Source organism: Rhodoferax sp. TS-BS-61-7, from assembly GCF_002943465.1.
Classification (GTDB): Bacteria; Pseudomonadota; Gammaproteobacteria; order Burkholderiales; family Burkholderiaceae_C; genus Allorhodoferax.
This window is the reverse complement of sequence record NZ_PTQY01000002.1, coordinates 575,843-600,500: the sequence shown is the minus strand read 5'-3', so window position 1 is coordinate 600,500 and position 24,658 is coordinate 575,843. Positions and strand designations below refer to the sequence as shown.

The window sequence follows — 24,658 nt, the reverse complement described above, 5'->3', positions numbered from 1 at the left end:
GAGCCTGTCAGAAATTTTGTGTGTGAGGCATACCATGTCACCAAGGAGCATGTATGCCGAGCAAGACAGGGAAGGCCAAAGCAGCACAGGCGCTGCCGACCATACCCAAAGAACTCATTGACCAATTTGTCAATGGCCCCATGAGCGCCGAGGCGGTAAATGCCGCCTCCATGGCCTTCAAGAAGGCACTGATTGAACGTGCCTTGGGCGCCGAACTCACCCACCACCTGGGTTATGCGCCAGGCGCTGACAAGCCCAGCGAGGCCAGCAACCACCGCAATGGTGCTACGGCCAAGACCGTGTTAACCGAAGACGGTCCACTGCGCATCGACGTGCCACGCGACCGCGCCGGCAGCTTCGAGCCCTTGCTCATCCCCAAGCACGAGCGTCGCTTCACGGGCTTTGACGACAAGATCGTGGCCATGTACGCCCGTGGCATGACGGTGCGTGAGATCCAGGGCTTCCTGGCCGAGCAGTACGCCACCGAAGTTTCGCCGGAATTCATCAGTTCAGTCACTGACTCAGTCATGGCCGAGGTCACGGCCTGGCAGGCTCGTCCTTTGGAGCCCATGTATCCGGTGGTCTTCTTTGATGCCCTGCGTGTCAAGATTCGTGAGGATGCGGTGGTGCGCAACAAAGCCATTTACCTGGCCCTGGGCGTGCAGCCTGACGGTACGCGCGACATTCTGGGCCTGTGGATAGAGAACACCGAAGGGGCCAAGTTCTGGATGAAGGTGTTCAACGACCTCAAGACACGCGGAGTGAATGACATCCTGATCGCCGTCACTGATGGCCTCAAGGGCATGGCCGAGGCTCTGGGGACGGTGTTTCCGGCTACCACGCTGCAGACCTGTATCGTGCACCTGATACGCAACAGCCTGGACTACGCCTCATGGAAGGACCGCAAGGCGCTTGCCGCAGCCATCAAACCCATTTATACGGCGGCCAGTGCTGAGGCTGCCCTGGCGGAGTTGGATGCGTTTGAGGCGGGGCCATGGGGTGCAAAATTCCCAACCGTCACTGCTGCTTGGCGTAGGTCATGGGACAAGGTGATTCCCTTCTTTGCATTCCCGCCGCACATCCGCCGGGTGATCTACACCACCAATGCCATTGAGAGCGTAAATGCCAGGCTACGCAAGATCATCAAGACACGGGGGCACTTCCCTTCGGACGATGCGGCCAGCAAGCTGATCTGGCTGGCCCTACGCAATATCACTGCCGACTGGGGCCGAGCCAATAGAGATTGGAAAGAGGCAATGAACCAGTTCGCGATCCTCTACGAAGACCGCTTCACCAACAAGGTCCATTAAGATGAAATCCGCTTGCCCAATACCGTGGGCAGGCAATCCCGCCTCACACACAGAAATTCAGACACTCCCACGCGAGGGCAACTTCTGGTGTTTCCGTTTGCGTCGTTGCATACACATTTCGAACGCCCAGTTGCCGTTCCCCAGCAAGCACCGCATCTGGCATGCCTAGCGCAGACTGGTGGCGAGTGGTTTAATTCAAGTGTCCTACACAAACCTCCGCCTTCGCGATTGGACTGCATCCGGTACGGTAGACAAACCTGACCTATCTTTGGAATCGCGGCATAACTAGTCCAAGTTTTACGCCGCCTCCCCCTTGGGTCAGGGTTCAGCGGAATTCAACACTGGGTGGAGGTCAGCCCATACCACCGATTCGCATGGACGATTATCCGGAGCCATGCCTATTTGCTTAACCGCAGGCTGAGTGTTCAACTATTACCGCCACCGGAGGCTGCCGCGCACCTGACCGACATCGACAAGAACGACCATGATGCCGAGAAACAACGACTTCTCTAACAAGAAGGGCTTTCGCACTTTGATCTGTTTGCCTGCCTGGTTGGCAAACTGTTTCAAAGGAGTGGCTGACTGGCGGCCATCTATTCCGACAGCTATCCCATCGTCATTCTTGACGAGTATCCAAGATACGAACGGTGATGAATGGGCGCTGATCCAGCAATTCGGGCAACTGAGCCGGCTACGTTACAACCCTGTTTCCCCCAAGAAATTGGCCGGAATTACAGGAAGACTAAGCAGCCTCGGCTTCCTCATTGGTGTTCTCGAACGGAAGATAGCCTTTGTAGACCAACTGATTACGGACAACAGACGGATGCACACCAAACGTCCGTGCGGTTTTCTCCATAGCCTCGGACGTGGGGTCGTTAACGTCTATGACTCGTTGAAGGTACTCAAAAGGACACAGCAAATTGTGAGCAAAAGCACGCTGGAACTTCTGGCGGTCACTTTTTGACCCACTGACGATACCGAAATCAATATCCTTCTGCCACACAGCATCCCCGAACTGCCGGGCCAGTTCAAAGCGACGATCATATGGTTTTAATGTTTGCAAGGCTAGGCGGGATTTTTTTTCGTCGCCAATTCTGGCGCCATAGGGCAGAGTTCTCGCGGTCGCAGTGGCTGACTTCAAATCATCCCAACGTGCCTTGAAGATGTCCGCGAAGACATCATGCGTAAGCAGACCTCTCGAAACACCGATGATAGATCTAAGCTCCCTCGCCGCTGCCTCGGCCATTTCCCATGGACTCGCATGACTCGGCAACTTCCAGTCACGCTTGAGGCTTTCTGCCAAACTTAAATCGACCTCGATATTTGATTCGCGCGAGGCTTCTATTGCCAAGTTCAAGGATTTCGCTGCACTTACCCCGGGCTGTGCATGTGCCGCTTCCTCGACGCCTTCCTCACCAACTACGTCTTCTAGCTTAATCAACGCGTTAATGACCTCGTCCGGTGCCGCATCTGGATCGAATCCCAGGCAAGCTTCTAAACGTCGCCAAGCCGCCAACTCGGGCTCTTTGCGCTCGATAGTGATTTGCTTGAGCAAGGTGTTTAGCGCTTCGCCGTCCACAATCTTGGCGCAATGCTCAAGAACGGCTTCGAAAAAACCGTCCAATTCCCGCTCGTATTCATCGGCCGCGACCATGCCTATTTTGAATTCAAAATAGGACTGGGGACCATTTACGACATTTTTTCCAACGCTCGGGGCAAACGCTATACGGTCACCGACGCTGAAGATCCTCACAGGAGGCCATAGTGCACCACCGCTTGCCGAATTCAATTCATGGCGTAGGCGCCAATCCACAGAGGGAAATCTAGAGTCCCTTATCGTCTCCCAGCGCAAGCGCCACCAATTGTCTGCCAGCCAAAACGCTAAGCCAGTAGTGGAGGCTCGAAAGAAGTCTCTTACAGTATGCTTTTCTGTATCAGCTATTCGGGAGATGACTCTGTCCCCCACACGAAGGGAAATTTCTGCCACGTCGTCGCTGTCTTTCGGCCAGCTGGCAGAAAATTTAAAGTAGCTTAAATTCGTCATCTGTAAAAGGCCTCTGCTGCGGTTATAGCGGCTTGTGTGCCAGTATCTTGGTCTACAGGAAAATCGCCTTTGGTGAATGCCACTACTCTTGCTCTGCTCAAAACATGTCTCGCGAAAGCGTCTCCTGGAAGGACGGGGTAGCCATGATATTGAGATTGACCCGAATTAGTAATTCGGAGCTCAAAGATCCAGCCGCTCTCGTCGAGAGTCCATAGCAAACTAGGAGCATCACCGTCGTTCTGCTCAGACCAGAGCCCAAGCATTACCCCGCGTTCAAGGAGAGTTTGAATCCGTCCGGAGTCTTTCTTCCCGAAGTCGGCATGGGCGTCGCAATACGTTCGTTCTTCATCTTGGCCTGCATATGGACTGAGCTTGTAGGCCGTCGGGTTGAACTTGTGCTTGGAGTACGCACCGTAAACCACACGCAATGACAACTCGGCCCGCGACTCCGCGTTAGGTAAGGTGGCAATCAGCCTTCGTTTCGCATTGTTTCGCGAGCGTTGAACCACGATTCGGGAAGCCGGTTTTTTTCTGGTCATCAGAAATTCTTCATGTGTTCGGGGCACACAGCATTTATCTCTGGTTTTTTCGAATTCTGATCAGTGGAAGTTGATTAACTCTCAGAGTGTGAGGGCCACATTAAATCTGCCTATGGTACCTCAAGGCAATAAGCAAAAATTATGTTGACGTGAGAGCCACGCACACGTTTGTGGCGGATGTGGGAGTCGGGGAGCAGCATTACCGATATTGGAGTCGCTTTGAGCAAAGCACCCGGCTCGGTACACACCTACCCCACTGCGCCCTGGTTGCCTGCGGATGTATTCGCCGCGACCTGCCGGTCAAACGCACCAAAGAGCTCTTGCAGGTAAAGTTGGCACATGCAGAACATCCCTCTTTCAGACCGTCCTGATTACGTCACAACCTACGAACAGATTGTCGACAAAGCTAACCGTGTCAAGGCGCTTCTTGAATCGAGGCAGATTCGGCTCAATCCTGCCAGCGTATTGGGGCAGCTTATGAAGAAGGCCGCTGCGCTTTCGAGCGAATGGACGGCCGGAGAACAGAACCCCAGTTGGCGAGACTGGCTGTTCTCTGCGCTACACGTCAATCGTATCTGCAGCGCCGTCCTAGGCCTGAGCGAAGATGCCGGGGCGCAAGAAGCATTGAAACGGGTCGCCTCGAACGACATGAGCCTTCCTCTGCACAATCAGTCGCAAGGCAAAGATGCCTTCTTCGAGATCGAGTTGGCTGACTACCTGCTTCGCCATGGCATGAAAGCCGTTATGGCGGAGCCCGACATTCTGCTCAAACTGGACACCGGCGAATACCCAGTCGCGTGCAAAAAAATCAACTCGATCATCAACCTGGAAGGGCAATTGAGAAAAGGGGGGCGTCAACTTCGCCCATTTAACGGCGCGGGCCTCATAGCGCTCAATGTCGATGTGCTTGTTCCCGAGAACAACATCTTGGTCCAGAACACCGCAGCCGAGGTCAACGCGGAATTAACTGGTCTTATTAATAGATTTCGGGAGGAAAACAGGATCATCCTGCAGAAGCCTGTTGCAGAGCAGGACTGCGATGGCATCTTGTTCAGCATCACTGCGATGACGCATGTAGAACAGATGAGGCCCCAGGTCAACTACTACACACAAATCGACGTCTGGACTCTGGGCAACGCGAATCCCGATGGGCAGCAGCGCGTGTTTAGTTTCGCGCAGATCCTCAGTCAAGCGATGAAGGCAAGGCGCGACGCCCCCCATCAGTGATGCATTGGCGTTCCGAATCACTAGTCTCATCTTGCCCCGTAGCAGTCGTCCGCCTATTTTCGGAGCTGCCAACCAGTCGTTTCCCCACTGCGCAATAAGGGGGCGAAATTGGCGCTTACATTCAATTAGCGTACTTACACGTGCTCGCAATGGAGCGATATGCCTAGCGCATACTGGTGCTGAATGGTTTAATTCAAGCGTCCGACATAAACCTCCGCCTTCGCGATGTCTCACCATCAGTTCAGCGTAGAAAGACGAACCGCCTTGCTTGGGTTGGTGTATCTTATTGGGAATATTTCCTCGGACTCGCTGCGGGCTGATGAGAGAAAACTCCGCGTGATTACAGAGGAATGGGCTCCGTACAACTTTACCGAGAATGGAGTTTTAAAAGGGTTTTCAGTTGAGGTTCTACAAAACATCTTGGAGAACTTCAACCTGAAAGTCCCCATTGAAATTTATCCGAGCATGCGTGTGAGATCGCTACTAAGCAATGCGACCGAAACCATGATGATCACCATGTTGCGAACCCCCGAGCGTGAGCAAAGGTACAAATGGATTGGGCCACTGGGGGACGGTGAGATCTACTTCTACAAGAAGAGCGGTAACACGCTTGAAATCTCCAACCTGAGCGATGCCAAAAATGTCAAGTTAATCGGATGTCGACATGGCGGCCTTGTCTTGGACTCACTGACATCTGCCGGCTTCATGAATCTCGATCCAACATCCACGGACGGCGAATCCGTTTACAGGAAATTGCTGCTCGACCGCTGTGATCTAGCAATTAGCGATACGCCTCTGGGTGTGCGGTATCTTGTAAAGAAAATGAATTACCCGCCCCATGCACTGGTTCAAACGTCCGTCAAGCTGGTTGGCGCACCTTTGTACATCGCTTGCAGCACCGACATCTCCGACATTGAAATTGCTCGCTGGCAGAAAGCGCTGGACGGCATGAAGGCTTCTGGGCTCTTTGCCGAAATACAGAAGAAGTACCACTAGCAGCCATGGATGCGGAAAGCACACCCGGGAGCGTCCTGGCCCCACGGGGGGCTGCCTGATCTGCGGCAACGCTCAAATCAATCAAGTAGCTGGGTTGCCGCACTCGACAAAGAAGACTCCGATCGGAAGTAACCCAAGACCGTGGCCACGCTGTGATGACCCGTCATGGCCATGGTTTCTGCCAGCGGGATATGCTGGCGTCCGGCTTCCGTCACAAACCCTGATCGCAGGGAGTGCGCCGAAAAATCTCCCTCAATCCCAGCCAACGCACAGCGCGACTTCACGATGTCCCGCACAGCAGCAGGGGAGAGTGGTTCACCGAGGTGCCCGCCTTTGCGAATACGCCTAAAAATGGATCCAGAAGTAATGCGGCTGGCTTCCAGCCACTCCTTCATGGCCACAGCCGCTATCCCGGTCACAGGCTTGTGGTTCTCCGGTTGATCTATGCCGGCCTGATTGGTTTTGGAGTGGTTAAGGGTGTACAGGTAGCCGTCAGCCCCCACCGCGCGCAAAGATTCCAGCTGGGCTTGCGTCACCTCCGAGCGTCGCCGTCCACCGCTGGCCCAGGCGAAGAGGAGGAGGGCGCGATCGCGCGCCCCTTTTAACGACGCGTCACAGGTATTCAGAAGTGCCTGGAGCGGGTCCTTGGTCAATGCCTGTTTCTTCCGGGGCAGGGCGCCGCGCTTGGCATAGGCCTTCCGGGTACGCGAGAGCAGCTCTCTGACCTTGGGATCCTGGCAGGGATTCTTGACTTCACGCATCTGATGCGCTTTGGACAACACGGCAATCCGATGCACCAGCGTGCTGTGCGCCATGGCACCCAATTTCCCCTTGTAGCCCGCCTGAACCAGCGCCAAATCGATGTCGGCGGGCAGTTCCGATGCCAGACCTTTGTCGGTGCTCCGTTCCGCGTGGTCAACGATGAACTGCATGACGCACGCCGCAGGCAAGGGAAGCTGGACTTGCTGGCCATACCGGATTCCGTACCAGGCCGACCAGTAACGCAGCGCGCTGCGGTAGCTGGCCTGTGTGTTTTGCGATTCGCCTTCGCGCAGCAGGTCGTTGACCGCCCGCTGCGTGACATCGCTCAGCTCCGTGGGCTGCAAGGCCGGTATTTTCTGGAGAGCAGGCAAACGCATGGTGTTCAGCAGGTGGATTGATGGAATATTTCATACATACAACATATGATCTATTACAAAATTTATAGATAAGTCACGATAACAATCCATTATCGTTGGTAAATATAGTGCATGGAGTAGGGCGATGCAAACGAAAAATACGAGAGGTGTCCAGCAGGAAGAGGTCTGGGACGCTGCTGATGCTTTGCTGGCGGTTGGCCAACGCCCAACAATCGAGCGAGTACGCCTGCACCTGGGCCGTGGTTCACCAAATACGGTCGCGCCAATGCTGGAAACCTGGTTTTCCGCCCTAGGAAAACGCCTTGGAATGGCAGGAGACCGTGCCGAGGAGGGCGCGATGCCGGCAGCATTTGTCCAAGCCATGGCAAAGATATGGGGTACGGCCCTACTGACGGCTCGCAGGGAGGCCGAAGCTGCTCTCGCCCCCGAATTACAGGCTATCGCCGTCGGGAATGCTCAGCTTTCGGATCGCGAATCGCAGCTTGCGCAGCAGGAGTTGGCTTTCAACCAACGCCAGGAAATGGTGGATCGACTTCTGCAAGCAGAACAAGACAAAACAGAGGCTGCCGAAGACCGTCTGGCGTTAACCATGGAACAACTAGATATGCGGAACTACGCAGTTTCCGAGATGCGCTCTGTGTTGACCGCCACTCAAGAGCAACTTCAGACAGCGCGCAACCACAGTGACGAGCTGGCCCGGCGCCATATGGAAGAGCGGGGGAAATGGGAAGAGCGCACTGCAGGCAACGAGCGGCGTCTTCTTGGCGAGATTGATCGCGAACGGCAGGTTGCCAAACAAGCCCTTGCGGCAGTGGAAGAGGCAAGTGCCCTGATTCAAACCACACGCAGTGGCCTGGAAGCGCGCATTGAAACCTTGACCCAGCGATTGCAATCCACCCAGAACGAGCTTGGCACAGCGCGCCAGGCCCTTGCGTCGACCGAGTTGCGCTGCACCGAACTTACCGGGCTGCTTCAAGATCAGCGCGTGACCAATGGCGCCATGTTGGAAAATCTCAATCAAACGCTCAAAACGATGACCTCCAGGCGAGAACCCACAAAACGCAAGACGGTAGCTGCAGACGGCACGAAATAGCGAATTTCAAAAAAGAAATTGACAGACACCTAAAAAAGATTGACGAAACCAAGAATCTGCACAAAAATCGCGTTGACGAAATCAATAAAGTGCACAAAATGAACTTGCCATTACCGTCCACCTTCAAATCCGGCTTGTCGGCAGACCGCCTTTCGCTTATTTCCAAATGGCTCCTGGAAGAGCTCTTTGCGACTGAAGACGATTTAAACCGCGATACCGATGGGGGTTACACAAGGGGTTGTGCAACCTTCGGTCGTCAGCGTAGCCGGATTATTAAGGAAGCTGCCAGCGGCCAGTATGGATGGTTAAGCATTTCCAACTATGGCAATGATTTGGTCTTTACCATTGATGGCGTGCCATGCCGTTTCAGCAACGACGACCCCAGCAACCCTTCCAAAGATGCAGTCTTGATTGCCAATCGCCACCAGCAAGAATTCCAGGAATTCGCCGAAGAAGGTGACCCAGCCCGATTTTGTTTTGTCATTGACCGCGGCATAAACGAGACGAGTGACCCCAAAGTGGTGTTTTTGGGCTTCACGCCAACCAATGAGACCGTCTGCAAATGGGAATCGGACTCCATGCGTATGTTGCGACTGGAGAGCAGCGACAACGTGGTCCAACCTGTCCAGGTGGCGAAGCCCCAGGTTACCCCTAAGCGGCGCGACGATGGCAATGCTGAATCCGCCTCGATGTGATGAGCGAGTTCATTGGAAGCAACTTACGACTCATTCGACTCTTTCACGATCTGTCTCTCACAGACCTGGGAGAGCGCGTCAGCGTCTCAAAGCAATTTTTAAGTCGCGTTGAAACAGGCGCTGAGTCCGTATCCACGTTGTTAGAGACGTCATTGGTAGAAGCGTTGGAAGTACTCCCTGAGTTTTTCTACCACGTAGATGCAAATCCCATTGCGGATGAACAGTGCCATTTTCGCCGCCAACTCACCACTAAGGTTGCTCTGCGCCAAGTGGCGCGCGCGCGCGGTGAAATGCTTAAAAAATTAGTGGCTGTACTTGACGAGAACGTCGACTTGCCCCCGTATCAGGTCGTTGCCGCAGATCCCGACTCACCTGAGACGATTGAGCGTGCGGCTGAAACATTCCGCATGCTCTTCGGGCTAGGCATGGGTCCCTTGAGCAATGTCACGCGCATTGCGGAAAACGCTGGCGCCATTGTGCTGAGGGTGCACGGCTTGGCGCAAGAAATTGATGCGGTGTCCTTTGCTACCAAGCGCCCACTCATTGCACTCAATGGGGACGGTCGATCTGCATGCCGAGAGCGTTTTGGAATTGCACATGAATTGGGCCACTTTGCTTTGCACATTGGTGTGCTGACTGGGGATCGTTTGACTGAGACCCAGGCCAATCGATTTGCCAGTGCGCTGTTGATGCCTCGCGGAACATTTGCTAGCGAATGTCGCATTGCGATGCGAGGCACACGTCTGAATTGGGCAGGACTGTCGGAACTGAAGATGCGATGGGGCGTATCAAAAGCCGCCATCTTGTTTCGTGGACGGCAATTGGGCGTGTTTTCGGATGATCAAGCCAAAGCAGGGTATGTCGGTCTGAATCGGCATGGGGAAGCATTGAAAGAATCGGAAGATCATCTGATTCCCCATGAAGCGCCAGAGGTTGTCGCTGAGAGTTTGAAGGTGATGAAAGAGCATTTCGGCGTGCCACAGGCCGCCATTGCAAGAGAAATGCGAGTGCGTCCCAGTCTTCTTCAAAACCTACTGACGCTTCCTCAAGCTGAAAAATCCAGCAATGTCATGAATTTTCTGGGAGCCGGCAAATTGACGGGCGGTACACAAAACGGCGATGAAAAGCTAGCCGGATAAGTGTTGTCACTTTTACCTACACGACCCACGAGTCGCGGAGATCCAGGATCCGTATTTCGCTGAATCTGCGCCATTGAACGCCAAGCAGTCTCAAGTGGTAATTGAAACGTTTTCGCCCTGAGAAGGGGGGGGCTCGGAATGACATGATTGGGTGTTGACACTTTTACTTCGCCAGGTGATATGCAATGACTCCATGACGCGAAGCGATTTGAGCAAGCAAAAAAGTGCTTCCCGTCAATCGCTGAGATTTCGCCAAAAGCGCTATAGGTAGCGTGTTGCAAAATGTAACGACCCCAGATATAGTATTTACGCGTCCTCACTATAGAAACAAACGGGAGTTGTTAATGGGCAGCAATACAAAGCAAACCTCGCCTTCTGTTGCGTCACTTGCCGGCAAGACGCTTCAAAGCAGTAGCGCATCTCAAGTTCAAAAGCAGCTTGCTGCTTCCGCCTTGGCTCAGGCGCACACTGGCAAACAAACTGGAGCAGCAATTGAAGCGACCGCTTCGAAAGCCTTGCAGAGTACCTCGGCCAGTGCAACAACCCAGAAGCTGGCGGGCTCCGTAGTCTCGCAGTCCAATCGAAAGCGCTGATTGGGGTAGTCGCTGCTGGGTAGCGAAGACTCAGTTTTCCTACCTTACCCTTGCGACATTGCGGTCAGTACGGGCCAGCTGGTTCCCTGGCTGTGTTCAGCGTCCACATGCGCGTCCCTGGATTGACGTATATCCGATGCACGGCCATCTCTCTCTTTTCACTGTCACCTTCAACTAGATTAAATACATGGTCGCCCCACTGGAACACGAGTACTTGGTAATGGGAGGAGCCAATCGCGCAAAGGTAGGCCGGTTGCTGGGTTTTTTGGCAAGCGCAATCTCTGGGTTCTTGGTTTTTTTGCTCCTGACTGCAGTTGATATTGCGCAAAAGTTCGGTTGGAACGCCAACGTGCCGCCAGCGCTGTTCTCGCTGATTGGGGCGGGTGCTGTTTTTGGTGCTTTGTACTGGGTGCTAAACAAATGGGCCTGGAGGTGGCCCGGCATCGGGCATGCACTCAAAGTACCCAACGTCTCTGGCACCTGGGATTGTGTCGGAACTTCTATGAAATCCGATGGGGCTGTGGCGTACGAATGGCAAGCTGAAATCACCATTGTTCAATCGTGGGACAAGCTGCGCATTCGGCTGGTCACAAAGACTTCAGGGTCAAACAGCATTTCCGCCGCACTGGCCCATGACAGTGTCGATGGTTTTGTGCTGCTGTATCACTATCGGAATGATCCCAAAACTGGTGCGGTGGGCCTAGCCGCGCACGCCGGGTGCTCCGTAATGACCATTGCCGAGGACCTCAAGTCCGCAACGGGTGATTACTTTAATGGACGTGGTCGAACGACTTTCGGTACGATGAACTGGAAGAAGAGGAACTAATGGGATCCGATGTCAACGCGCGTCTTTCACAACTTCGCTCGCGCCGTAAGGGGGAAACCACAGGGATTGCACTGGACTCTCTCAACAAAAGCTATACCGCAGACGCATTGGATATTGAAGACTGGGAGCGGCGCGGATCAGCAAGCCAGCATTGGACTCGGTACGCGATTGGCGCAATGCAGTCCGTTGGCAAGAAATACACCGAAGTCAGTGTGACAACTGGGAACCGTGTGGCGGACCAGTTGCGTGAGCGTCTTGCAAAGGTGAACATCGATGCTGTATTCAAGCTTCAAGGCTCTGTCCCGCTGGACGTCCATATTAGAAGGGTCAGCGATGTCGATGTGCTGGCTATTACAACGGAATTTTTAACCTACCGCGTCTCTGGCGTGAAGTCAAAGCGTGGTGGTTACTCAAGCCCTTCGCCACGGAGTTCGAGTGAGGTCCTGAGGGAACTTCGGATTCAAATTGAAGCAGATCTCGACAATGCATTTCCTTCAGCAAAGGTCGATAAAACGGGTGCCAAAGCTGTCAAAGTGTCTGGAGCGTCATTGCCGCGATCTGTTGATGTCGTGCCTGGGCACTGGCATGACACTGAGGCCTATCAAGAGAGTGGTCGCCAGGCCGACCGGGCGGTGAAGATCTATAACAAGAGAACTGGTGAAACCATCGAAAACTTGCCATTCCTGCATATTGAACGGGTGGCTAGCCGATGCGACAGCATCAAGGGTGGGCTTCGCAAGGCAATTCGTCTGTGCAAAAACGTCAAGGCCGATGCCGACCGCGATATTCAACTCTCGAGCTACGACATCGCGGCTGTCATGTACCACGCAGACACAAATGCTTTGCGTATGGGGCAGTTCAGCGAACTTGCCGTCCTGTCGGAGACGCAGCGTCACCTTGACGCGCTCTACCGAGATCAAGACACTGCGAGAAAACTTCTGGTGCCCGATGGAAGCCGAGCAATTTTTGACAGCGCTGAAAAGATTGGTTGGCTTTATCAGCTCTCTCTGGAAATGGACGAACTCCTGGACAACGTCTACCAGGAATGCTTTCCCTATATGGCTTCGTCTGGAGTGATGCGGAGTGCAAAACGGAGTTCAATCAACACGTTGGCGGTTTAGTCTCGCACCATCTCGGAAGAGGGGCGAGGCATCTTTAGGGCAATAGATACACAAAGGGAGGAAATCATGGCGCTCTATAAAAACGGAGACTTGCTCACTCAGTCGAATGACGCTGCATTTGATGTGAAACACACACCTGGCACGTCCGCTCCACACCCTGGAATTTACCGCTGTACCTCGTGCGGCGATGAAATAGCCATTGCGGGAGGGCATACGCTGCCTCCCCAAAATCACCGGCAGCACAGCCCTAGCAGCGGCCCAATCCAGTGGCAGCTTCTGGTATATCCAGTCCAGAAGAAGTAACGCAATCGCTCGCCGACTCAATTGGGCCCACTGATTCAGCGACGCAAAGCCTAGTCGTCGCTATCTTGTCTTCGTTCGCAGTGGCTTCCCTTCGCAGTACGACTGACTATTTTTCATGCAAAACTGTAAATAATTACAGTAAAGAGGGGTTCTAAGATGATTTTTTGTTTGATCTCGGCAACAGCAGGCCTCTAGATTGCCACTTTTGCCTCATGGATAAGCATAATCCCCAACTCAAGTAGTTAACTTTAAAGTTAAGATTCATGCATGTACGCAAGCTTCCATTTGAAAATGAGGATGTCTTTACATGCCGCAATGCTATTTGGACGCTGTATGCAATTTGTGATGCAGATGGTCAGTGTCAAGTAGAGGATTTTTTATGCGATCTACTTAGCGGCCCCTCAAGTGCATCCGCTACAGAGATGCTCGCATTTCTAGATGGGTTGGTCTTTGATGAACAAGGGCCTAGACGATGGATTGGAACCGCACGAAGTCATGAATCAGTTTCGGGAGAACGAATTTATGAATTCAGAGTTGGCAATTTGCGAGTCCATTGGTTCTATGGAAAAGAGCAGCATGTTGCCGTCCTAGCCCGTGCCGCTATGAAAAAAACCCAAACAACTCCCAAGCCTCTTGCAACTGAGCTAAAGAGACTCAAACTTCAATATGAGACAGCAGCTGAGTCCAACTCAGTTGCTGTCGTAACCCAGCAAGGAGATTAGTTTGACCAAATTTAAAGAAGCTATCGCGAAGGCGCGGCAATCTGAGGGCTACTGGCTCAGCAGGGTCAAGCTTGGTGTTGCGTCTCAACTTCAAGACCATCTGAAGGCGGCAAATATCACCCAGGAGAAGTATGCAGAGAAGCTCGGGGTCAAGCCACCCCAAGTTAGTCGTGCTCTGAGCGGAACCAACAATCCGACACTAGAAACCTTGGTGAAGATGGGCTGGGCATTGGGCTATGTCCCAAATGTCACATTCGTTCCAGTACAAGCCAGATTAGCGGGCGTCGGCACACTTGCTGATCAAGCAGAGCTGAACCTCGATATCAAACACACTCACGCGCATAGAGAAGTAGGTTTTCACGGACTCGATCAAAGTGTTGGCACTCGATGGTCAGGGCCTGCAGTGAACATTCAAAACATGAAGCGAATTAAGGACGACTCATTCTTCTTGGCTGCCGCCTGATTGATATGCAAGCGAGTCCAATTCAAACTAAGTCAATCATCTACAGGCGAGTGTCTGTGACTGCGCATATCGATGCGGAGGGGAATACCGACGCCTCGATTGACCCCAGAAACTTCCAATGGGATGGGGTTAAATTGGAGGTCGAGACCGCCATTGGTGCGAACCAAAGTCAAGGGGACGATCCAACAAACTTCATGGTTTCACTCATCGTCCGGGTGAAGAATCAAGAGGGGAAGATTTGTCCCTATGCGTTGGACGTAGAACTCGTCGCCTTCGTGGATGTCAGCCCCAAACTTTCAACTGCTCGGCGCGAGGATTTGGCTACCGTCAATGGATTGGCCATTGCTTACGGAGCTGTCCGAGAGCTGGTGACAAATCTCACCTCAAGGATGGAGTACGGGCCGTTGACACTACCTGGCGTGAATTTCCAAGACCAGGCTGCGACACCGGAGTCTTTGCCTGCACCAACGCGGTAATTGCTGATAGCAAATGCGGGTTAGTTTTCCTACCGATTTCTAAGAATTACGAAGACAGACTGGCCACCTTGCTGAGAAATCAGCTTTTTATTAGTGCTCCTTACCGGAAGATGGTCAAAGTCTCTGCAGTCGGCCAAAGGGGCCGTGAACAAAAGTTCCCGACAAGTGCAAGTCGGTGACCATGGTTCATCCGCACGCACAGGTCTGGATGCCGCGGGCTTGTGCGTCACTTTTACACTATTGGGCCGCTTGCAAGATACTGACCAAATCCAGTGCAGTCGACCGGCGCCTGAGTGTTGACACTTTTACCTACCAGATTCACGAATCGCGGAGGTCTAAGTATCCGTATTTCGATAAAACTGCACCACCCAGCGCCATCAAGTCTCAAGTGGCAATTTGAACATTTTCCCTCTGAGAGGAGGTCGTCTGTATGGAAGGTCATGATCGGGTGTTGACACTTTTACCTACCAAAGTGCTGGCACTTTTACTTCGCCGGATGACAATTCGGTAATGGGGGAGCTTTTTTGTAGCTATTTAACTAAACATAATATACATCGTATAAAGTAAAGTTAAATCCGTTACCAAGCCCCCTTAGGACGTCTGGCGCGGATAAAGGCGGCAATGATGGTGGTGGAATCTGTCTTTTTGACGCGCTCGGCAAAGTCGATGGCAGTCAGCCCCAAGTCGTTCTTGATGGTCGGATCTGCGCCCGCTTCCAGCAGCATCTTGACCGCGGATGCGTTGCCGTACATAGCGGCCATCATTAGCGGTGTTGAGCCGTTAGGCGATGTTGCGTCGATATAGGCATGCTGATCCAGTAGTAACTGCATTACCGGAACATGGCTTTCTGTGGCTGCGTAATGCAGTGGTGCCCAACCGGGTTTGTTGACATCGGCATCCCGCTCGATGAGTTGGGCGCATACCTCCGCGTAACCGCGCAGAGCCGCCAGCATCAGCGGGCTTTCATCCTGGGCATTGCGAACTTCAACTTTCAACTCGGGATGGCGCATCAGTACAGCAATGGCTTTGGGGGCCGGTACTTTCAACGCCACCATCAGCGCAGGAACACCCTTGGGGTTGGGCGTGTTGGGATCAAAACCCCGCTCCAAAAGCTGGCCAATGATGGTGGCATTGTCTGCTTCCAAGGCCGTGAAGAAGTCTTCGTAGGATCCTGCCTTAACGGAACTAAATCCAATAAAAACAAGTAGATATATAAGTTTCTTAAACCAATATCTCATGATGCTTGGGGGCGAAATAAGGTGTCAAAATTGGCGGCGCTGACCTGGGCCATTGTCTCTACATCACAGGCTTTAAGGGTTGCCAATGTTTGCGCCACATACGGCACATACGACGGATTATTGGTCTTGCCGCGGTAGGGAACTGGAGCCAGGTAAGGGCTATCGGTCTCTATCAGCAGCCGGTCCATGGGAACCATGGCCGCCACATCGCGAATCGCCTGGGCACTCTTGAAGGTCAAAATGCCGGAAAACGAGATGTAAAAACCAAGATCCAGTGCCGCTTTGGCGACCGCCATATCTTCGGTGAAACAATGGAAAACCCCGCCCGCGCACCCTGCTCCACCGGTTTCTCCCTGCTCCCGCAGGAGGGCTAATGTGTCGTCGGATGCGTTGCGGGTGTGGATGACCAAGGGTTTTTGCACGGTGCGCGCAGCCTGGATGTGGCGGCGAAAGCGCTCGCGTTGCCACTCCATCTCGGCAATCGTGCGGTCTCCCAAGCGGTAGTAATCCAGCCCCGTTTCTCCAATGGCAATCACTTTGGGCAAAGATCCCAGGCGCACCAAGTCGTCGACGCTGGGCTCGGTAACACCTTCGTTGTCCGGATGAACACCGGCACTGGCCCAAATGTGGGCATGGGCCAGTGCAAGGGAATGAACGCCTGGAAATTCTTCTAGTGTGGTGCAAATGCACAAAGCACGGTCCACTTGGGCTTGTACCATGGCCAGCTGGATGGCAGGCCAATCGGCCACCAACTCAGGAAAGGTCAGGTGGCAGTGGGAATCGGTAAACATGGGAGGTCCATCTATCAAAACTGCAGCAGGCCCGTAGTCGGCCTGTGCCAGGGGCCCGGAATTACACAGTTTGTGTGGGGCGCTCGGACGCCATATGTGCGCCCAGAATTTCTTCGATTTTCAGCTTGAGCTGGCGGGATTTTTCGTCTTTGGGAAACAAGATGCCTACACCTTGGGTGCGGCCGCCCGAGGCCTTGGGCGGGGTCACCCAAGCCACTTTGCCGGCCACCGGGTAACGCTGTACGTCTTCTGGCAAGGACAGCAGCACATACACATCGTCTCCCAAGGCGTATTCCCGGGTGGTGGGAATGAACACGCCACCTTCGGTAAACATGGGGATGTAGGCAGCGTACAACGCGGCTTTCTCCTTGATAGAGAGCTGGATGACACTGGGACGGGCGGTGGCGGGGTTGGTGCTCATGGTCACGACTTAATGCCCTGAGTTTAGGGCCGATTGGGCTTGTCCGACAAGCGCCTCAGCCATCAGGCCTGCGTTGAAGGGGTGATCCATGGTCTTCATGGCTGTGGACAGCGCCTTGCTCCAGGTGCTGAGCACCGGCATGGGAATACGCAGGGAACCCAAATCCTTGGGTTCGAAAAAGCGCGGTGGCGCGCCATACAGCTTTGCCATCAGGTCGTGGCAAAGCTTGTGCTGGGCGTCGATGATCTGCGCCGCAGTCCAATCCTTGACTGCCGTGACGTCCCCATGGGCCATGGCACGGGGAAAGGCCGCCCAGGCCATGGGGTCGCGACCGGACTCGGCAAACAGCAGGGCATCGGCCGGCCGGCCACCTGTGGCTTGCAGCAAAAGCCGGGCGCGGCTGGTATCCATGCCCTGGGCTTGCAACCATTGCGCGCCCTCTTCTGCGCTGGGCCACACCATGGTGTGGCCAATACAGCGGCTGCGAATGGTGGGCAGTAACTGGTGGGCCGATTCGCTGGCCAATACAAACCGCACGTCGCCAGCGGGCTCTTCCAGTGTCTTGAGCAAGGCATTGGCCGTGATGGCGTTCATGTTTTCTGCGGGGAACACGACCACCACCTTGCCACGCCCGCGCGCACTGGTGCGCTGCGCAAACTCCACCGCGTCGCGCATGGCGTCGACGCGGATTTCCTTGCTGGCCTTGCGCTTTTTGTCGTCGATGTCACCCTGTGCCTTTTCGCTCAGGGGCCAACCCAGTTCCATCATGGTGGTCTCGGGCATCAGCATGCACAGGTCGGCATGGGTGCGCACATCGATAGCGTGGCAGCTGCCGCATTCGCCACATGCCCCCTGCGGAGTCGGGTGTTCGCACAACCAGGTGCGCGCCAGTGCCAGCGCCAAGGGATATTGCCCCAGACCCGACGGACCTTGCAGCAACCAAGCGTGGCCGCGCTGCGCGAGCAAGGTGTGTGCTTGGGCCTGAATCCAGGGCGCCAACACGTTTGCGCCGGGCTCGCTCATGGACGCAGCACTCCGCGTGCACGCAATGCCGCTTCTACGTCTTGCCAGACGGCCGCCGGTGTCTGGTGCGCGTTGATGCGGGCAAATCGGGCCGGGTCTTCGGCCTGGCGGCGCGCGTAACCTGCGGCCACGCACTCAAAAAAGGCGATCGGCTGTGACTCGAATTTGTCGGGTACCCGGGCGCCGGCCAGCCGCTCGGCCGCTACGGCAGGGGGCACGTCAAACCACACGGTGGTGTGGGGCTGCAGCAAGCCAGCCTGCTCATGGCTTTGCACCCATTGCTCCAGCTGCTGCAGCACCTGCCAGTCAAAGCCGCGCCCACCACCTTGGTAGGCAAACGTGGCGTCGGTAAAACGATCACATAGCACCACATCACCGCGTGCCAGCGCCGGCACGATGACGCGCTGCACATGGTCGCGGCGTGCGGCAAATACCAGCAACGCCTCGGTCATCGGGTCCATGCTGTCGTTGAGCACCATGTGGCGCAGCCGCTCTGCCAGCGGTGTGCCGCCGGGTTCGCGGGTCAGGGTCAGCGCCCTGCCCTGGGCGCGCAAGGCGTCGGCCAGGCTTTGGATGTGGGTGGATTTCCCCGCCCCGTCGATGCCTTCAAAACTGATGAAAAGTCCGCTCATGCCGCCCCTGTGCGTGCGCCCGGCCTCACTGGCCGCGCTGGTATTTGTTGACCGCCCTATTGTGCGCGTCCAGCGATTCGCTGAACTCGCTGCTGCCGTCTCCGCGCGCCACAAAATACAGCGCCTTGCTGGCTGCGGGCTGCACAGCGGCCAGCAGTGCGGCCTTGCCAGGCATGGAAATCGGGCTGGGGGGCAGGCCTTCACGGGTGTAGGTGTTGTAAGGCGTGTCGGCCAGCAAGTCGGCACGGCGCAAATTGCCATCAAACGACTCGCCCAAGCCATAGATCACCGTGGGGTCGGTCTGCAGGCGCATGCCGATCAGGAGCCGGTTGTTGAACACGGCCGAAATCTGCGCCTGGTCGCTGGGTTTGCCAGTTTCCTTTTCAATGATGCTGGCCAGCACCAGAAGCTCTTCAGGCGTTTTGAGTGGCACTTGGGGGTTGCGCAATGACCACGCGGCGTCGAGTTGCTGGTCCATGGCGCGCAGGGCGCGCTGCAAGACGGCCAGGTCGCTGGAGCCCTTGGCGTAGCTGTAGGTATCGGGGAAAAACCGGCCTTCCGGGTGCACGCCGGGGCGGCCCAATTGGGCCATCAGGGCCTGGCTGGACAGGGTTGCACTGTCTGGCTGCAGATGTTGGGCCTTGCGCAGGGCCTCGCGCACCTGCCTGAAGTTCCAACCTTCCACCAGGGTGACGCTGCGCAGGGCCTGCTCGCCGTTCACCAACTTGCGCAGCAGGCTCTGGGGCGTGCTGCCGGCCTCCACTTCGTAACTGCCGGCCTTGATGGCGCGTGACTGGCCCGAGAGGCGAAACCACCAGTACAGCAGGCCGGGGTGGGCCTGCACGCCAGCCTCGGTCACCGCATTGGCCACCTGGCGGGCGCTGGAACCTGGCGCAATGGACAGGTCCACGACGGGCTCACGAAGCGCCAGAGGCGACTGCACCCAGACGTAGCCCGCCCCCAGCAACCCCAAAGCGGTGAGTACCACCGCAGCAAGAAACAAGCGCACAGCCCTACTTCCAGTCAGTCATCAGAAGCGGAATGATAATTCAGCCATGAGTACCCAGCCTGCTTCCCCACCACCCTTTGCCACACTGAATGGTGTGACCCGCCTGGCCAACCTGGGCGTGATCCAGATCGAAGGCGAAGACGCCGCCAAATTCCTCCACGGCCAGCTGACCCACGACTTTGCGCTGCTGGACCTGCACAGTGCCAGGCTGGCCGCGTTTTGCTCGGCCAAGGGCCGCATGCAGGCCAGCTTCATTGGTTTCAAACGCCCGGCCGGTGACATTGTGCTGGTGTGCAGCAAGGACCTGCTGGCGCCTACGCTTAAACGCCTGTCCATGTTTGTGATGCGGGCCAAAGCCCGTTTGAGCGATGCCAGCGAACGTTTTGTTGTTTATGGGCTGGCTGGTAATGCTATCAAAGAGATAGCTGCTCGCGCAGATACTGCCTGGGCCAAGGCCGATTTTGATGCTGAAACCGTAGTCAACCTGTATCCCGCGGACGGGACGCCCCGCCAGCTCTGGGTTGCACCCGTAGAGGCGCCGCCACCGCAGGGCGAGGCCTTGCCACTGGATGGCTGGTTGTGGAGCGAAGTCCGCAGCGGTGTCGCCACCCTGAGCCAGCCCGTGTTTGAAGCCTTTGTGCCGCAGATGCTGAACTACGAATCCGTGGGCGGTGTGAACTTCAAAAAAGGCTGCTATCCCGGCCAGGAGGTGGTGGCGCGCAGCCAGTTCCGCGGCACCCTCAAGCGCCGGGCGTTTGTGGTGCACAGCACGGCCTTGCTGCAGGCGGGCCAGGAAATTTTCACCCCGGCGGACGACACGCAGCCCGTAGGCACCGTGGTGCAGGCAGCACCCGCACCAGGGGGGGGCATGGACGCCATCGTGTCTTTGCAACTGGCGGCACTGGACGCCGGGCCCTTACTGGCCGCTGGCTCGGCCTTGCAGCTGCTGCCTCTGCCCTACCCGTTGCTCGACGACATTTAAAGCGGTGTTTTTCTGTCCACTGGCGTCACGAGCCCGCTGGCTGGATTCATAATAAACACGCCATACCAACGAGTCGGGAAGGGATTGTCTGTATATGTCGACGCCGCTTAGCAAGGAAGATGCATTTGCCCGGCTGGGCGCCATTACCCGGGAAATGCATGAGGCATTGGCGGTAATCGGTGGCAACCAGTTGCACTCCATCGTGGAGGAAATCCCGAACGCCCGCGACCGTTTGGCCTATGTGGGCAAGATGACGGAAGACGCCGCCAACAAGGTGCTCACTTTGGTAGAGGCCGCCAAACCCGAGTGTGATGACCTGGCCACCCGTGGTGTGGCGCTGGGTGAATCGCTCAACCGCTTGGCCGCCGCCCCCGACATGAGTGTGGAAAAAGCGCGTGGCCTGATGGTGGTTTGCGGCAAGTTTGCCCAGAGCACCGCCAAATTTGCCGATGGTCAAGGGGCGGTGCTGAGCGACATCATGATGGCGCAGGACTTCCAGGATTTGTCGGGCCAGGTGATCAAAAAAGTCATCGACATCATCACCCGCACCGAGATGCAACTGGTGCAGTTGCTCATCGACAGCTCTCCATCGGCCCCAGCAGCGGTGGCCAAACCAGAACATGCGGAACCCGTCACCGTGGACAACCATGTGCTGGAAGGCCCGCAAACGGCTGACAGCGCCCTCAAGCAGGACGATGTGGACGATCTGCTGGCGTCTTTGGGCTTTTAGGCGCTGAGCGCGAGCGCCATTTCCTGGTGGGCAATGCCCACCTCGAAAAACTCCTCTCCGCGGCGCACAAAACCCTCGCGCAGGTAAAAGTTCTCCGCACTGCACTGGGCGTGCAGCATCACCTCGGTATCACCGCGCTGGCGGGCCGCCTGCACCAGAGCCCGCAGCACCTGCAGGCCCAAGCCACCGCCCCGCAGCATCTGATGGGTGGCCATACGGCCAATACGCGCAACACCCGGTGCATGGCTCAGCATGCGGCCACTGGCCACCACTTGGCCCAGGCTGTTTTGCACCACGGCGTGTACGGCGCTGGCATCGGCCTCGTCCCACACCAGTTTTTCAGAGATCGCCTGCTCATCGACAAACACGGCGCGGCGCAGCGGAGAAATCTGAGATCCCCAATCGCTCCAGTTGCCCACCACCGTCTGGGTGATGGGCTGGCGGGCTTCAAGCTGGGCAAATACCTTGCGCAAGGCCGTGGGGACTGGGCGCGAGGTCTGGCTGGTGGGGTCAGCAAACACATACAGCAATTCGCCCGATACCAGCAGGCTGTCGCCCCGGAAGATGCCCGCCTCAAACACCATGGACGAATTGCCGACCCGGGCACAACGCAGGCCGATGTGCAGCGTGTCGTCGTAACGGGCCGAGGCGTGGTACTCCAGCGTGGCCTTCTTGACGTACATGTCGCCCCCCAGCAGCACCATGCTCTCCTGATAGGGCAAGGCCAGTGCGCGCCAGTAGTCCCCCATGGCGGTGTCCACATACATCAGGTAGTGGGCGTTGAAGACGATGTGCTGCATGTCCACCTCAGCCCAGCGCACGCGTAGGCGGTGGAAAAAGCGAAAGTCGGTGCGTTGGAAGGTCATGGTGCTGTCTGGAAAAAACGATTCATAGGTTAAACGCGTGGCGCAGCGCACGCGCCGCATCGGCATGGGCGGTGGCAGCTTCGGGAATGGCACGGCCCATCTTGATAAATTCGTGCACCACGCCGCGGTAAATCTCCAGATCTACGGGTACGCCGGCCAGGCGCAAGCGGTCCGCGTAGGCCACCCCCTCATCCACCAGCGGGTCGCATTCTGCGAGGCCTACCCAGGCGGGCGCGACGCCGGCCAGGTCGACCTCTACCCCATCCGGGCCCTTGCCGTCCAGCGGTGCAAAACGCCAGTCGTCACGGTCGGCCGCGCTGCGGAGGTAATGCTCAAAAAAGAAGGTGATCTGGCGCTCTTCGAGCAAAAAACCGCTGGCAAAGGTGCTGTGGGACACGGTGTTTTGATGGCCTGCACACCCTGGGTAAAACAGCAGCTGCAGGGCCAGTGGAATGCCCGCGTTGCGTGCCTCGACCGCGCAGGCTGCCGCCAGAGTGCCCCCGGCACTGTCGCCGCCCAGCGCGAGGCGGCTGGTGTCCAAGCCCTGCGTCTTGCCCTCTTCGGCCACCCACTGCACCACGTCCCAAGCATCGTCATGGGCCGTAGGAAACTTGTGTTCTGGTGCCAGTCGGTAATCCACCGACAGCACCGCACAGCCCGTCAGGTGGGCCAGCCGGCGGCACAGGCCGTCGTGGGTGGCCACGCTGCCCACGGTGAAACCACCGCCGTGGAAGTACACCAACACCGGGTGTCCGGTGCCGCTGGGGGCGTAATGGTGCACGGGGATGGCGTACCCGTCGCGCGCGGTCACCGTGTAGTCCTCCACGCGGTGCAGTTTCTGGGTGGGCAGCTCCAGCACGTCAGATCCTGCTGCGTAGGCGGTGCGGGCTTGCTGGGCGCTCAGCATGTGCATGGGCGCGTGGCCCGCACGGGCAATGCGGTCCAGCACGCCGCGCATGGCGGGGGTCAGCAGGCTGCGCGGATTGCCGCGGCGGTCATGGTGGTGACTCATTTTGGGATGGCTTCTTGGTACATTGGCTTTTTTCAATCCTACACGTCAAGCACCATGGCCTTCATCTACTACGTGACCCAGATCCAGTTTGAATGCGGCGCAGTGCGCCTGCTCAAACAAGAATGCGAACGTGTGGGCATCACCCGCCCGCTGATCGTGACCGACCCGGGCGTGAAGGCTGCCGGCATTCTGCAAAAGGCGTTGGACGCCCTGCCCGGCCTGACCGTGGCCGTGTTTGACCAGACCCCCTCCAACCCCACCGAAGCCGCGGTGCGCGCCGCCGCCGCGATGTACAAAGCCCAGGGCTGCGACGGACTGATTGCCGTGGGCGGTGGTTCCGCCATCGACTGCGCCAAGGGCGTGGCCATCGCCGCCACCCACGAAGGCCCGCTGACCCACTACGCCACCATTGAAGGCGGCTCGGCGCGCATCACCGAGCGCGTGGCGCCCATCATCGCCGTGCCTACCACCAGCGGCACGGGCAGCGAGGTGGCGCGCGGCGCCATCCTCATCGTGGACGACCACCGCAAGCTGGGCTTCCACAGCTGGCACTTGGTGCCCAAAACCGCCATCTGCGACCCCGAGCTGACGCGGGGCTTGCCACCCAAGCTGACCGCCGCCACCGGCATGGACGCGATTGCGCACTGCATGGAAACCTTCATGGCGCCCTCTTTCAACCCGCCGGCCGATGGCATTGCGCTGGACGGGCTGGAACGCGCCTGGGCCCACATTGCCCAGGCCACGCTCAACGGCAGCGACGTGGAGGCCCGCACCCACCTCATGAGCGCCAGCATGCAGGGCGCTATGGCCTTCCAGAAAGGGCTGGGTTGTGTGCATTCGCTCAGCCACAGCCTGGGCGGCGTGGACCCGCGCCTGCACCACGGCACACTCAATGCCATGTTTTTGCCAGCGGTGGTGGCGTTCAACGCGGAGGCCGAATCGGTACAAAAAGACAAGCGCTTGCAGCGCATGGCCCACGCCATGGGCCTGGGTTCGGCGAGTGATATTGGCGAGGCCATTCAGGACATGAATGCCCGCCTGGGCCTGCCCACGGGCCTGGCCGCCATGGGCGTGTCGACCGAGCAGTTTGACCAGATCATCACCGGTGCCCTGGCCGACCATTGCCACAAAACCAACCCGCGCATTGCTACGGCAGAGGAGTACCGCGCCCTGTTGTACGCGTCCCTCTGAGAAGGGGTGCCGCGGCGCACAAATGCGTGACCTACCTCACCCAATCGGTATATAAACGCCCCTCGGGGTTTGAAACC

At 56.7% G+C, this 24,658-nt stretch carries 25 protein-coding genes; 15 read left to right on the top strand and 10 right to left on the bottom strand.

What is annotated here, in order from left to right:
- Positions 1-53 precede the first annotated feature (53 nt).
- Positions 54-1,310 (top strand): IS256 family transposase, encoded by a 1,257-nt coding sequence (locus C5F53_RS08660; RefSeq protein ID WP_105260943.1) that lies wholly within the window; start codon positions 54-56, stop codon positions 1,308-1,310.
- 742 nt (positions 1,311-2,052) lie between these two features.
- Here the strand turns inward: C5F53_RS08660 and C5F53_RS08650 are convergent.
- Complete coding sequence (locus C5F53_RS08650; RefSeq protein ID WP_236635298.1) at positions 2,053-2,964, bottom strand: hypothetical protein; 912 nt, start codon at positions 2,962-2,964, stop codon at positions 2,053-2,055.
- A 1,268-nt stretch (positions 2,965-4,232) separates the two neighbouring features.
- Here C5F53_RS08650 and C5F53_RS08640 point away from each other — a divergent pair.
- Together C5F53_RS08640 and C5F53_RS08635 are read left to right on the top strand one after the other, a co-directional pair.
- The gene (locus tag C5F53_RS08640; protein WP_105260940.1) at positions 4,233-5,120 is read left to right on the top strand and encodes a hypothetical protein; all 888 of its coding nucleotides are present in this window, start codon (positions 4,233-4,235) and stop codon (positions 5,118-5,120) included.
- Positions 5,121-5,345: 225 nt separating this feature from the next.
- Positions 5,346-6,116 (top strand): ABC transporter substrate-binding protein, encoded by a 771-nt coding sequence (locus C5F53_RS08635; protein ID WP_105260939.1) that lies wholly within the window; start codon positions 5,346-5,348, stop codon positions 6,114-6,116.
- Positions 6,117-6,193: 77 nt separating this feature from the next.
- On the opposite strand, the gene C5F53_RS08630 is transcribed toward C5F53_RS08635, so the two are convergent.
- Positions 6,194-7,255, bottom strand: coding sequence for a site-specific integrase (locus C5F53_RS08630; RefSeq protein ID WP_105260938.1), 1,062 nt, complete (start codon positions 7,253-7,255; stop codon positions 6,194-6,196).
- A 124-nt stretch (positions 7,256-7,379) separates the two neighbouring features.
- Between C5F53_RS08630 and C5F53_RS08625 the strand changes: the two genes are divergently transcribed.
- The 9 genes from C5F53_RS08625 to C5F53_RS08585 all read left to right on the top strand — a co-directional run bounded on the left by C5F53_RS08625 (position 7,380) and on the right by C5F53_RS08585 (position 14,686).
- A complete protein-coding gene (locus C5F53_RS08625) occupies positions 7,380-8,348 on the top strand; it encodes a DNA-binding protein (protein ID WP_105260937.1) in 969 nt (322 codons plus the stop codon).
- A gap of 98 nt (positions 8,349-8,446) precedes the next feature.
- The gene (locus C5F53_RS20110; RefSeq protein ID WP_146097328.1) at positions 8,447-9,043 is read left to right on the top strand and encodes a hypothetical protein; all 597 of its coding nucleotides are present in this window, start codon (positions 8,447-8,449) and stop codon (positions 9,041-9,043) included.
- A complete protein-coding gene (locus C5F53_RS08615) occupies positions 9,043-10,182 on the top strand; it encodes an XRE family transcriptional regulator (RefSeq protein ID WP_105260935.1) in 1,140 nt (379 codons plus the stop codon). The genes C5F53_RS20110 and C5F53_RS08615 overlap by 1 nt, the downstream gene beginning before the upstream one ends.
- 344 nt (positions 10,183-10,526) lie before the next feature.
- The gene (locus C5F53_RS08610) at positions 10,527-10,775 is read left to right on the top strand and encodes a hypothetical protein (RefSeq protein WP_105260988.1); all 249 of its coding nucleotides are present in this window, start codon (positions 10,527-10,529) and stop codon (positions 10,773-10,775) included.
- A gap of 187 nt (positions 10,776-10,962) precedes the next feature.
- Positions 10,963-11,601 carry a hypothetical protein gene (locus C5F53_RS08605; protein WP_105260934.1) on the top strand — a complete coding sequence of 213 codons (639 nt, stop codon included), beginning with the start codon at positions 10,963-10,965 and terminating at the stop codon, positions 11,599-11,601.
- Positions 11,601-12,722 carry a hypothetical protein gene (locus C5F53_RS08600; RefSeq protein ID WP_105260933.1) on the top strand — a complete coding sequence of 374 codons (1,122 nt, stop codon included), beginning with the start codon at positions 11,601-11,603 and terminating at the stop codon, positions 12,720-12,722. The genes C5F53_RS08605 and C5F53_RS08600 overlap by 1 nt, the downstream gene beginning before the upstream one ends.
- Before the next feature lie 566 nt (positions 12,723-13,288).
- Positions 13,289-13,747, top strand: a complete 459-nt coding sequence (locus C5F53_RS20105; protein WP_146097327.1) for a hypothetical protein — start codon at positions 13,289-13,291, stop codon at positions 13,745-13,747.
- A gap of 1 nt (position 13,748) precedes the next feature.
- Entirely contained in the window at positions 13,749-14,210 is a 462-nt protein-coding gene (locus C5F53_RS08590) for a helix-turn-helix domain-containing protein (protein ID WP_161499906.1), read from the top strand.
- 56 nt (positions 14,211-14,266) lie between these two features.
- Complete coding sequence (locus C5F53_RS08585; RefSeq protein ID WP_161499905.1) at positions 14,267-14,686, top strand: protein-export chaperone SecB; 420 nt, start codon at positions 14,267-14,269, stop codon at positions 14,684-14,686.
- Positions 14,687-15,264: 578 nt separating this feature from the next.
- Here the strand turns inward: C5F53_RS08585 and C5F53_RS08580 are convergent.
- From C5F53_RS08580 to mltG, 6 genes are all read right to left on the bottom strand, one after another.
- The gene (locus C5F53_RS08580; RefSeq protein WP_105260929.1) at positions 15,265-15,924 is read right to left on the bottom strand and encodes an ankyrin repeat domain-containing protein; all 660 of its coding nucleotides are present in this window, start codon (positions 15,922-15,924) and stop codon (positions 15,265-15,267) included.
- Positions 15,921-16,715 (bottom strand): TatD family hydrolase, encoded by a 795-nt coding sequence (locus tag C5F53_RS08575; RefSeq protein WP_105260928.1) that lies wholly within the window; start codon positions 16,713-16,715, stop codon positions 15,921-15,923. Before C5F53_RS08575 ends, C5F53_RS08580 begins: the two co-directional genes overlap by 4 nt.
- A 61-nt stretch (positions 16,716-16,776) precedes the next feature.
- Positions 16,777-17,136 (bottom strand): PilZ domain-containing protein, encoded by a 360-nt coding sequence (locus C5F53_RS08570; protein WP_105260927.1) that lies wholly within the window; start codon positions 17,134-17,136, stop codon positions 16,777-16,779.
- 9 nt (positions 17,137-17,145) lie between these two features.
- On the bottom strand, positions 17,146-18,159 hold the full coding sequence (locus C5F53_RS08565; protein ID WP_105260926.1) for a DNA polymerase III subunit delta': 1,014 nt from the start codon (positions 18,157-18,159) through the stop codon (positions 17,146-17,148).
- Complete coding sequence (gene tmk, locus C5F53_RS08560) at positions 18,156-18,791, bottom strand: dTMP kinase (protein WP_105260925.1); 636 nt, start codon at positions 18,789-18,791, stop codon at positions 18,156-18,158. The genes C5F53_RS08565 and tmk overlap by 4 nt, the downstream gene beginning before the upstream one ends.
- Positions 18,792-18,816: 25 nt before the next feature.
- Positions 18,817-19,800: an endolytic transglycosylase MltG gene (gene mltG / locus C5F53_RS08555; protein ID WP_304590029.1), complete on the bottom strand. Its 984-nt coding sequence runs from the start codon at positions 19,798-19,800 to the stop codon at positions 18,817-18,819.
- A gap of 46 nt (positions 19,801-19,846) precedes the next feature.
- On the opposite strand from mltG, the gene C5F53_RS08550 reads away from it, so the two are divergent.
- The gene (locus C5F53_RS08550; protein WP_105260924.1) at positions 19,847-20,782 is read left to right on the top strand and encodes a folate-binding protein YgfZ; all 936 of its coding nucleotides are present in this window, start codon (positions 19,847-19,849) and stop codon (positions 20,780-20,782) included.
- A gap of 94 nt (positions 20,783-20,876) precedes the next feature.
- Positions 20,877-21,512, top strand: coding sequence for a protein phosphatase CheZ (locus C5F53_RS08545; RefSeq protein WP_105260923.1), 636 nt, complete (start codon positions 20,877-20,879; stop codon positions 21,510-21,512).
- Here the strand turns inward: C5F53_RS08545 and C5F53_RS08540 are convergent.
- Together C5F53_RS08540 and C5F53_RS08535 are read right to left on the bottom strand one after the other, a co-directional pair.
- A complete protein-coding gene (locus C5F53_RS08540; RefSeq protein WP_105260986.1) occupies positions 21,509-22,378 on the bottom strand; it encodes a YbgC/FadM family acyl-CoA thioesterase in 870 nt (289 codons plus the stop codon). The two genes, C5F53_RS08545 and C5F53_RS08540, sit on opposite strands and share 4 nt — an antisense overlap.
- Before the next feature lie 22 nt (positions 22,379-22,400).
- Positions 22,401-23,390 carry an alpha/beta hydrolase gene (locus C5F53_RS08535; RefSeq protein ID WP_105260922.1) on the bottom strand — a complete coding sequence of 330 codons (990 nt, stop codon included), beginning with the start codon at positions 23,388-23,390 and terminating at the stop codon, positions 22,401-22,403.
- A 54-nt stretch (positions 23,391-23,444) separates the two neighbouring features.
- Between C5F53_RS08535 and C5F53_RS08530 the strand changes: the two genes are divergently transcribed.
- Positions 23,445-24,581 carry an iron-containing alcohol dehydrogenase gene (locus tag C5F53_RS08530; RefSeq protein ID WP_105260985.1) on the top strand — a complete coding sequence of 379 codons (1,137 nt, stop codon included), beginning with the start codon at positions 23,445-23,447 and terminating at the stop codon, positions 24,579-24,581.
- Positions 24,582-24,658: the final 77 nt, after the last annotated feature.